9 protein-coding genes are annotated in these 10,104 nt (G+C 40.6%); 8 read left to right on the forward strand and 1 reads right to left on the reverse strand.

The window, feature by feature from the left end:
- Window positions 1-19: 19 nt before the first annotated feature.
- On the reverse strand, window positions 20-757 hold the full coding sequence (locus tag H6G08_RS33650; protein ID WP_190551151.1) for a hypothetical protein: 738 nt from the start codon (window positions 755-757) through the stop codon (window positions 20-22).
- Window positions 758-1,822: 1,065 nt separating this feature from the next.
- On the opposite strand from H6G08_RS33650, the gene H6G08_RS33655 reads away from it, so the two are divergent.
- The 8 genes from H6G08_RS33655 to H6G08_RS33690 all read left to right on the forward strand — a co-directional run bounded on the left by H6G08_RS33655 (window position 1,823) and on the right by H6G08_RS33690 (window position 9,975).
- Complete coding sequence (locus H6G08_RS33655) at window positions 1,823-2,689, forward strand: hypothetical protein (protein WP_190551153.1); 867 nt, start codon at window positions 1,823-1,825, stop codon at window positions 2,687-2,689.
- Window positions 2,690-2,692: 3 nt separating this feature from the next.
- The gene (locus H6G08_RS33660; RefSeq protein ID WP_190551155.1) at window positions 2,693-3,721 is read left to right on the forward strand and encodes a tyrosine-type recombinase/integrase; all 1,029 of its coding nucleotides are present in this window, start codon (window positions 2,693-2,695) and stop codon (window positions 3,719-3,721) included.
- Window positions 3,722-3,872: 151 nt separating this feature from the next.
- Window positions 3,873-4,487 carry a hypothetical protein gene (locus tag H6G08_RS33665; protein WP_190551157.1) on the forward strand — a complete coding sequence of 205 codons (615 nt, stop codon included), beginning with the start codon at window positions 3,873-3,875 and terminating at the stop codon, window positions 4,485-4,487.
- 423 nt (window positions 4,488-4,910) lie between these two features.
- The gene (locus tag H6G08_RS33670) at window positions 4,911-5,375 is read left to right on the forward strand and encodes a hypothetical protein (RefSeq protein WP_190551159.1); all 465 of its coding nucleotides are present in this window, start codon (window positions 4,911-4,913) and stop codon (window positions 5,373-5,375) included.
- A 2-nt stretch (window positions 5,376-5,377) separates the two neighbouring features.
- A complete protein-coding gene (locus H6G08_RS33675) occupies window positions 5,378-6,055 on the forward strand; it encodes a hypothetical protein (RefSeq protein WP_190551161.1) in 678 nt (225 codons plus the stop codon).
- Window positions 6,056-6,314: 259 nt separating this feature from the next.
- On the forward strand, window positions 6,315-7,223 hold the full coding sequence (locus H6G08_RS33680) for a hypothetical protein (RefSeq protein WP_190551163.1): 909 nt from the start codon (window positions 6,315-6,317) through the stop codon (window positions 7,221-7,223).
- A 90-nt stretch (window positions 7,224-7,313) separates the two neighbouring features.
- Window positions 7,314-9,236 (forward strand): Hsp70 family protein, encoded by a 1,923-nt coding sequence (locus tag H6G08_RS33685; protein ID WP_190551165.1) that lies wholly within the window; start codon window positions 7,314-7,316, stop codon window positions 9,234-9,236.
- A 166-nt stretch (window positions 9,237-9,402) separates the two neighbouring features.
- A complete protein-coding gene (locus tag H6G08_RS33690; protein ID WP_242046387.1) occupies window positions 9,403-9,975 on the forward strand; it encodes a hypothetical protein in 573 nt (190 codons plus the stop codon).
- Window positions 9,976-10,104: the final 129 nt, after the last annotated feature.

The following is a 10,104-nucleotide window of genomic DNA, read 5'->3' on the forward strand; positions in this document are numbered from 1 at the left end:
ATCATTAAATATTTAATATTTAAATTGCTCCTATAATTAATTGCTCTGCTTCACTCGTTGCTTCATGAATGGAGTAACTTTGAGCATCGAGAAACTTGTTGTTCACAAGCTCTTTGAATATTTCCACATCACTTTGCCATTGATCAATCACTGCACCAATAGCAGTCAAGCTTGCTGTTGATTCTGCTTGAGTAATCGCATGGTTGAAGTTAGCTGAGAATAAAACTGCTGGCTTAGTAGTTTGATCGGGATATTGCAACTGAGCTTCATTGATCTCCAGATATAGCTGTGCTTCATCTAGAGTGTAAACTAGCCGCATAGAAGCTTCTACAGGCGCAGAGCCAAAATCTTGCCATGCTCCGGGCTGGAGTAGTTTGCTAACAGTATATTTGCGTGCGCCTAGACTTTTTTGCTCGTAAGGTGCAAGCCCACGTAAGTTAATTCCTACACCTTGGTAGCTAACTTGTTTGACTGTCTGAATATATTGACGAGCGATCGCAGGAATTTGCACTTCGCTTGCTGCTTTAGCGGCGATGGCCTCAGCAAATATCACTCTATTGACCTCTGCAATGATGCTCACCCCATTTTGATATACAACCTGCGCCGCAGTATTAGTAATAACTGGGGGTCTAGCTAATTCCCAGTCACTAGGAACAATCCCTGTGTACTTGAGAAAGTCTGCGGTCAAAATGCTAGGATTTTGCTGCCGAACAGCGATCGCAATCAAAAGTTCTTGGACTTCAAAATTTTGATTCATTCTATTGTGCCTGAATCTATATAGGTAAAAGTAAAAACAAGTCTTTTTCTTATGCTTGCCAATCTAAGAATACACATGCTCAACAGAAAATAATCGTAAATTATTAATGAAGTTTTTCATACATTAGCTTATATTCTTAAGAGTTGATTTATAAAGTAAATCTAAATACCACGAAGTTTCAACATACGACTCTTTAATATTCTGGAGTGAGGATATATAAACAAGGTACTGATGGCTCGAAAAGCTTGCAAAACAGACTTAACAGATGCACATTGGCAAATCATAAAACCATTAATTCCAGCAGCAAAAACAGGCGGAAGACGTAGAAACATTTTCATTAAATAAAAATAATCTTTTCCATAAGTAGGTCGATGTTAAAAATTGTCGTTATGAAAAGGCAGGAGGCAGAGGGCAGAAGGTAAGAGGGTTTTAGGTAACTTTACTTTCCGTTACATACTTCGGTTTATTTGCACCGTTCTACTTAGTTGCATAGTGAATATTTTAATTTTCTTGATTGTGGGATAGTTAAGGATTAATTAAAGCTGATTATCGCAATATTACTGATTTTAAACAATTGAGTTCATGAAATCTTTATGTGGGTTCGCAGACTTAATGAAATTTGCCGCCAAAATAACAAGCAAGGTGTCATCTTTAGTTGGGTAGCCAGAAACTCAACCAATTAGCCAATGAACAAACAACTCACAGCGTTGATTTTTGGCGACAGCTTTTGATGACTCCTGTGCACTCTCATCAAAGCAACAAGCTTGTCTAGCAGTGTATGTGGGCTGATTATGTCGATGATTTGGCTGCCAATACCCCTCTGATTTCCTGCCACCCATAAATCAGAACTAATTTTCCATCCTTACCTGCTCAGGGGTTTTGAAACCATAAACCTGCCGCCCCGGCAAACTTATGGTTACAGTCACAGTTTCAGTCACATGTATGTCCGGGGAAAAGGTATTAATCGTAGTTTTTGTCGTAGATAAGATAAGAGTGACTTATTTGGTGTTGTAGTCTTGTATTACAAAGTAATCTAAACCATAATGTGACCAACTAACTCAGTTAATGGTTTCCAGCGTGGTAGGAAAAAGAAATTACCAACCGCAAGCTGTTGATACAAGCATCGATGCCGATATTTATCTATTTACTCGGTTGCGACAACTCTCGCTTGCTCAACGAATAAAAATGTTCATTGCCCATAACCGTGGAGTGAAGAAACTGTGCTTAGCGGGGATTAAATCTCGACATCGGGGTGCTCCAGCAGAGGAAATTCGTCAGATATTTGCGCGTGCCGTGTTAGCAGAAAAATTTTTGCCTGATTTCCATCCCAGTGGTGTTGATGAAATTATGTGGATTCAAGATTCAATCGCGCTTGCAGGTGAAATGCACCAACTTTTTGAGTCAATAAATATTCCTTACTACGTTAGTGGAGGTGTTGCAAGTTCTATTCATGGTGAACCTCGCTCAACTCGTGATTTGGATTTGGTAATTGAAGTTCAAACACAACGAATCGATTTGTTGGTAACGACACTGGAAACAGCGGGATACTACTGTCCTGAGGGTGCAGTTGAAGATTTGAAGCAAGGGCGATCGCTCCTACTCAACATTACACATACAGAAACGATCGCTAACGCTGACCTTTATCTTACCGATACTTTACCATTTGCACAATCGCAGATGGCACGCCGGAAGTTGCTCGATTTAGATGAGATACCTCCATTTTGGGTAGCTTCGCCAGAAGATACTATTTTGCAAAAGTTACGTTGGGGGAGGGGAAGCCAATCACAAAAACAGTGGCGTGATGTGTTAGGGATACTCAAGTTGCAAGCAGAAAGTTTAGACTATGCTTACTTGAGTGAGTGGGCAGAACATTTAGATTTAGTTGATGCTTTGAGTCGAGCATTGGCTCAAGCAAATTTATATACTGAATAAAAAATGATGGAGAGCGCAGAATCTTTACCACCCATTAAATTAATTCCAATTGAGGATGCCGCACTTAATAGAGAGCCAGTCGGTAGTAATTGGACTACTTTAACAACCCCACCCACTGATATCCGGTGGGTGAAAGTATTGGAATTTTTACGCAGCAATAATCTCGCACCCAACAGCCGCAAGCTCTACTCTCGCGAACTCAAGCGATTCTTGGGATGGACACAGCTGCATTATCATGAGCTACGCCCACGACACTTTGGGTTATACAAAGAGTATTTACGAGATGAAGTCAAGACTGATACAGGTAAATCACTCTCAAAAAGTAGTATCAATGCGGGGCTGGCTGCTATCAAAAGTTTCTTCAAATGGATGTGCTTCACTTATCCAGAAATCATTACTACCAATCCCACACAAGGGGTAAAGCTAGAAAAAGTTCCGCTCCCACCCGCCCAAAGTTTGACTCCTGAGCAGATGGAAAGGGTTTGGTCTGCTTTAGAATTTCTTGGAGAAACAAAACAACGGGACACAGCACTCGTCCACATCCTCAGCCACGGACTTCGTGCTGGGGAAATTGTACAGTTAAATGTTGGTTCCTTCGATGGTAAACTCCTTTTCTTACCGGATACAAAAACTAATGAACCACGCTTAGTACCATTGCGCTCCCAAAGTCGAGAAGTGTTAGCAGAGTATTTGCGATCGCGCTCCCAACAGGGTGAAGAATTAAATAGCCAAAGCCCACTAATGATTTCACACCATGCTTCATATAAAGGTGATCGCCTTTCTTATCACGGTATTTACTTTGCTGTCGAGAAAATTGGGGAACTGGCCGGTATTGAAGACTTGCATCCGCATCAATTCCGTCACACTTATGCTACTGATTTATTGCTGTTGGGTGTAGACCCAACTCATGCGCGGAAACTGACGGGACACCAAAGTGAGAAGGCTTTTCGACGCTATACACTCCGCAGTGAACAAGAAGCGGCGATCGCTGCTTATTATCGTGCCATTGGAGAGGATCAAGAAGAATATTGAAGAATACATTTTTGACATGCTCACCGCCATAAAGGAACCCCGCCAACGGACTACCTCACCAGTCGCACAAAATTCATGCGCTCATTCTGGCTCTTGGCTCCTGGCTCCTGAATTCTGTTTCGATAATTGGTTATTTTTACAGTAGAAAATTATGAGTCGCCCACGAATAATTCAACCAGGACAAAGTTATACATTTAGTAAATATTTTGAGCTACCATTTTCTCCAGTAGATATATTGGCTGAGCTGGGTTATGTTTATGAACGTGAACGGTTACAATTACCAAAATTAGAATCTGGACTTAAGAGAACAGAAGAATTACAGCAATTGATTGAGCGTAATCTCAGGCGAGTCAAGCTACTAAGTGAAGATGCACGCAAGCAAGCAATTATTGCACCTATATTATTAGAAGTATGTGAAATTACACAAACTCAATTGAATATTGAATATCCAATTAATGTGAGTGACCAACTAAAAGGTAGTTTAGATTATTACATTGATCGAGGTCGAGGTTTGTTAGTAATTGAAGCCAAGCAAGCAGATTTAAGTAGAGGATTTATCCAACTAGCAGTGGAATTAATTGCTCTTGACCAATGGATAAACTCAGATACACCTATTCTTTATGGAGCAGTAACTACTGGTGAAGATTGGCGATTTGCTAAATATCTTCGTCAAGAAAAACAGATAACTGAAGACTTGAAATTATATCGGGTGCCTGAAGAATTACCAGGATTAATGGAAATTTTGGTTGGCATACTGAGCAATTAAAATAAGCCGGAAGTCGGAATTCGGAAGTTGTAAGTCGGAAGTAATTAACCCTGTTTTATCACTTTCGGAAAGGAATAATCGAAGCTAAACTCTGAAAGTTTTATTTAATAAAGCTTTGAGCCTTTATTTTCGCTCCAGAAACTAAAAGTTAGAGCCAAAAACTGAAAAGTAAAGCTCCGAAAGGCTTCCAGAGATTGGCTTCTCCCAGATTGACAAAACAGGGTTAACAAACTTCTGGTGCGTCGGCTGCGCTGTTTTCATGCCCAAAGGGCTGTACTGCGGGTATAAGTCCGTGGCTTCAACAAGCCGCAAGTTTTGTGGCTCTTTCTAAATCCCCGTTACAAAACTGTACGAACGACTTCCAACTTCCAACTTCCGACTTCCAACTTCCGACTTCTTACTTCCGACTTGTTGAAAACAGATATGCCCAAACCATTAGACCCCAAGTGCCAATTATGTGCTAAGTTGCCAACATCTCAAGCTAAAGTACTGCATGGAACGGATGGGGATGGATGTTGGAATCCGCGCATTTGCCATAATCGCCGTTCGTTCTACCGCCGCCGAACGGAAAATAATTCCAAAATCGATTCGATCGCAGTCGAACCACCTGCCACGTATTTTGCTGTGCTGTATTTATACAAAGATCCGGGAGATAAACCATTACATGCCTTGGGTGCTGAACTATGGTTGGGGCAAAAACCGATTTGTCGTCTGGAACCAATTCACTGTTTTGGGCTGACTGCTGGCAAGATTCGCACCTATACAGATAAGGTATTACAAGCATTCGCCAAAGAATATGGTGTTTCACTGTATCAATATAAGGATATGTTTGAGATTAGCCCTAGCCACTGTCCAGTGCGTCCTTGTCCGTTAAATCCAGAATCATAAAAATGACTACATACCGTCAATTAACGATTTGGGATGTGCTTGATGAGATTTCAGAAGCACCACCAAATTCAACGCTTGCTCCGGTTTGGGAATGTTTGGATACGGAACTCCAGGATTTATCTGTGGAAGCACAGTTAGAAACTGCTGCTGTTGCGTTTAATCAAATTGCAGAGATTCTCAAATCTCGGGCGACGATGCTGTTGCAAGATGTGCGCGATCGCAATAATCCAGACGGGCCAATTGTGGGCACTGATATCTTTGCTGGGTTAGTGCGAACCACAATGCAGCTTGATTTGGATGATTTGATTGAACCTCCCATACCACAGACTTTCAAACCACATGGCCCCCATCAGTTTTCAAATACTAACTCTAAAGGTGATTCGGTGGTAGCGCCTGTGGAGAAAGAGAAAGTTTTAGAAATGCTCTTAGAAGTCAAGAGTGTAGAAGATGTTCACAAACTGGCGGGTGATGAAGATGTGCCCAAGTGGCAAAGTGCGATCGCTTACTACCTTGCAGATATTCAAGATGAAATTTCGCTCCCTCAACTTCAAAATGCTTTAAAAATGCCGATTGTTGAGGTATGGCTGGGATTGTTGCTGGGTGGGTTTACTTTGGAACAGCGTGGAGATTTTTATAATAACCAAAATATTTGGTTGGTTAAAGATAAAGTAAATTTTTAGCTGAGAAGACGACATAGCATAATCCTAGCCATCACAACATACATAAGCTAATCGTAATTTAAATTGCATCATTTTTATGCTGGTAAAAGCTGCAAACCCTATCCCTTACTCCCTGCCCCATGTGGACTCAGTATACAAATTAAATACTTAAAAGCTTAGCTGCTTCGCTCATTTGGTGTCAGATGCTCATAACTTGCGATCACTCCTTTCTACTCGCTTTTAGATTTACTTTATTAAATAGCCTCTAAAATAAAATGCTATGAAAAAGATTAGTACATTTTTTAGTGAAGAACGCAACCAACTCCAGAAAGATATTGAAAGTACTACTAGCATTGAGCAGATAGTTAAGCTAACTCAAAATCGACTTGATAATTTGGAAAGAATTTACATTAGCGAGCTAAATTTAACTCAAGTCCGTTTAGCTTCCTTGTTTTTGGATACGTTGCGACAGTTTATTGGGACTTTGACTGCTGCTAACCTCGCTCAAATCCCTTCCACACAGCAAAAGCAAATTACTAACTCAGTTACAAACTTGAACCCTAACAGAGTAATTTTGAAACTATTAAAGATAGTGCTTTATATAGGAATTTTAGCTTGGTTGTTCTATTTAACTCAAACTACACCAAGTACATGGATGGCAATTTTGTTAGTTGCTGTGCTTTTGGGGTTGGAAGTTGTACTGCAACTCGATAAAAACAATCAGGATGATAATCCAACTTCACAAGCGCTATTAAACTTACCTCAAGCTGTTCTCCAGGTTAATAGTCAAGTTCTTTTAGACAACCTGGCTGATGCACTTCACACCATTGATCTAGCAATTGCTAGATTTGATGCAGGAAGTAAACCTGAAGATGATCTTGGTATAGAAGAACTACCAGAGTTATTGGGTTTTCTCCAAAAGCTGATGGGTGCATCATTTCTGGATAAACCCCAGATGGCGATCGCACTAGCGCAACTTCTACCACAAATTTTAATGGAGCAAGGAATTCGTGCCCAAATTTACCGAGTCAACGATCCGCAAAGCGATCGCAATTATTTTGATTTTGAGCCAAGTATCGACCCTGACAGCAAAGATTATGTAACATTAGCACCTGCATTACTAAAAGGAGATCGCTTGTTGCGGCGCGGCAGAGTCATTGAGCCAGCGTATCCCCAGGCTCAAGATTAGCAGATACCAATAATTCACACATTCGTTCATGAAGAAAGCTAGACATAAACGGTGTCGGCTGATTTTTCCCAATTGGTAGACAATAAGATTATGGAAATTTTAGAAACAATTGGTTTTGATTTGGGGCATGGAGAAACAGCTGTTGCTAAAGCGATAGTTGAGAGCATCGAACCACCCCAGATGCTAGAAATTAATAATAGAAAAAATCAAATTACAGCTCTGGCTTGGCATCCTAAGCTTGGTTATCTAGTGGGAGAACAAGCATTAATTCAAGCTGGCGTTACCCAATTAGCAATTTCTTTCAAGCAAAAACCAAACAACAACCCCAAGTATCAACAGACAATTAGCACTTTTGTTGCTACTTACTACCACCTGTTGCAAGAAAGTAAACAAATTGAAGGTGGAGAAAATACTTACTTTTACGTTGGTTGTCCTTCTGGATGGTCAGTGAGCGAGCGGACAGAATATCAAAAGCTACTACAATCAGCTGGAATTGACTTACTCAATGTTGTTCCTGAATCGCGGGCTGCTTTTATGCAAGCCAAAGAAGCCGGTAAACTAGAATATCAAAAACTACTTTCATCGGTGCTAATTGTTGATATTGGTTCTTCAACTACAGATTTTACTTTAGTTAAAAGCTTAGAAGAAATACCTATAGATTTTGGTAGCAATACTTTAGGAGCATCGTTAATTGATCAAGCTATTTTTGAGCGCACTCTGGCTCAACATGAGCAAAAAGCATTATTAGAAAAAGTATTTGCAGAATATCCCCATCACCAAGCTCGTTGTGAACTTGCTTGTCGTAAAACTAAAGAAGATTACTTTTCTAATGAGCAGCTATATAGCGATGCTCAATCCTTTGCCCGTGGCTTTGAGTCTATCAATGAGCAAATCTATTTTATTCCCCAAGTTAACCAATTAATTATGGCAGAGATATTGCATCAACCTTTACCAGAACTAGGGCAAAAAAGTTGGATGCAATCATTTCGCGATGCAGTCTTAGAAGCGAAAAAGCAGCTAGATAAACAAGGAATTGTACCCAAAATTTTGCTGATGACTGGTGGCGCATCGCGGATGAAATTTACACACCAAATCTGTCAAGAAATCTTTCCCGAACCAGAAACTCTCCTCCGCCCAGATCCTGAACCAGAACGTTGTATTGCCTTGGGTTTAGCGCGTGTAGGTAGATGGGATTTGCGTGCTACTGCCTTCCAACAAGAAGTTAGCAAACTCGTAGAATCAAACAAGATTAAAGAACTGATTGCCAGGCGGATTCCAGAGTTAATTGACTTGTTAACTCAGCCACTAACAGATAATTTGATTGAAAATGCAGTTCGACCAGGAGTAAAAGACTGGCGTCAAAATAAAATCAAGACTTTAGCCGATTTAGAAACCTCAATCAAAAGTCAGGCAGAACAGTGGCTACAAGGCGATATCGCCCAGCAGATAATTAATAATCAATGCATTAATTGGTTTAACAATCAAATTCAACCAGACTTAGCTGCCCAAACAGATCCAATATGCCGCAAGTTTCAAATACCCAGAAGTAGTTTAAGATTTGAGGATAGCATTGACCCAAATTTTGTTAACCCAGAACTAACAATTGGTGATGCTATTCTTGCCGACACAGTAGCATTTATTGTCAACATTGTAATTGGTGGAGGTACTCTTGGTAGCATCATTACTTTGATACTAACCGGACATTTTACCTGGCCTATCGTCTTAGTATATGGTGCTTCGGTGATGGCTGCGGGAATGCAGCTAAATCGTCAAGGTGTTCAAGAAGCAATCAAGACAAATGTTGATGTTCCAGGTTGGCTACGTTCTAGTTTCTTGAGTGATAAAAAAATTGATGATATGTGCCAGCAAATTAAGCCGGAGTTAGAGAAAGCACTGCGAGACCAACTAACAGCAAATCAGGAGGCTTTTAACGAACTCATTACCAAAGTTGAGCAAGGGCTAGAAAAAGCTCTTGTCTCGAAAGTTCAGGAGGCAATAATTCTGATCCAATAGTGGAATTGAGGCGGGAAAGTAGCATTACTTCTGTAGCATGATAATCAAAGCCGTTTTGAATAGCTAAAATGGACAATAAAAAAGTATTGTAAGGTCTACAGACAATGTCATACTACGCGGTAACCTGTCTGTACTAGAGTATATAAGTAGTATAGACATGGCTTCTATGGAACGCGAATCAATTAACTTCAAACTTCCCAAAACCTTAACTAAAGCACTCCGCACTGCCGCACGAGAACGTCATACTACTGCTACCGATTTAGTTATCCAGGGTTTGTATCATGTCCTAGGGCCAACTCCTGGTACAGAAGTGAGTGTAGAAACTCGTCTACACAATCTGGAAGCCCAGTTGACCGCGCTCGCCAATAGGCAAGAAAATAGTATAGAATCTGGTGTAGAAAATAGCTTACAACAAAGACTTTCACTGTTAGAGCAGAAAACCGAAGCAATTGCCCAACGCTTAGCAAAAATAGAAGGAGCAATCTCTGTCCTCTCTGGACGCTCATATCCAAACTCTAAGCGCAAACCAAATAATTACCACCCACCACAGCTAGAACTTCAACCATTACCAGCCCAAAACCTAGCCTCAAGACTAGGTTTAACAGCGTCATATCTTGTAGACCACTTTGAAAAACTTTCCACCAAAGATTTCATCAGTTGGACTCGTAACCGCGACCCAAGAAGTATTGGTTGGGAGTTCCACCCAGAAGACGGTCTGTACCATCCAATACAGCAGTAGTTTATACATCCATCAACTTCAAGGGGAAGAGCTGGCGAAGCTGTTACCAAGTGCAAACTAAACAGTTTAGTTTAAAAACCAAGCGTAACCATAGAGGTTTATCTTTCTTCAAGGCGATTTGTTGGGATA

The sequence above is a fragment of the Calothrix anomala FACHB-343 genome, from assembly GCF_014696435.1.
Lineage (GTDB): Bacteria > Cyanobacteriota > Cyanobacteriia > Cyanobacteriales > Nostocaceae > Aulosira > Aulosira anomala_A.

What these genes read in the sequence shown, in the direction of transcription:
- H6G08_RS33670 (WP_190551159.1), top strand. Translation starts at nt 4,911, where the DNA reads ATGCCCAAACCATTAGACCCCAAGTGCCAATTATGTGCTAAGTTGCCA.
- H6G08_RS33680 (WP_190551163.1), top strand. Translation starts at nt 6,315, where the DNA reads ATGAAAAAGATTAGTACATTTTTTAGTGAAGAACGCAACCAACTCCAG.
- H6G08_RS33675 (WP_190551161.1), top strand. Translation starts at nt 5,378, where the DNA reads ATGACTACATACCGTCAATTAACGATTTGGGATGTGCTTGATGAGATT.
- H6G08_RS33650 (WP_190551151.1), bottom strand. Translation starts at nt 757, where the DNA reads ATGAATCAAAATTTTGAAGTCCAAGAACTTTTGATTGCGATCGCTGTT.
- H6G08_RS33660 (WP_190551155.1), top strand. Translation starts at nt 2,693, where the DNA reads ATGATGGAGAGCGCAGAATCTTTACCACCCATTAAATTAATTCCAATT.
- H6G08_RS33685 (WP_190551165.1), top strand. Translation starts at nt 7,314, where the DNA reads ATGGAAATTTTAGAAACAATTGGTTTTGATTTGGGGCATGGAGAAACA.
- H6G08_RS33665 (WP_190551157.1), top strand. Translation starts at nt 3,873, where the DNA reads ATGAGTCGCCCACGAATAATTCAACCAGGACAAAGTTATACATTTAGT.
- H6G08_RS33690 (WP_242046387.1), top strand. Translation starts at nt 9,403, where the DNA reads ATGGAACGCGAATCAATTAACTTCAAACTTCCCAAAACCTTAACTAAA.
- H6G08_RS33655 (WP_190551153.1), top strand. Translation starts at nt 1,823, where the DNA reads ATGGTTTCCAGCGTGGTAGGAAAAAGAAATTACCAACCGCAAGCTGTT.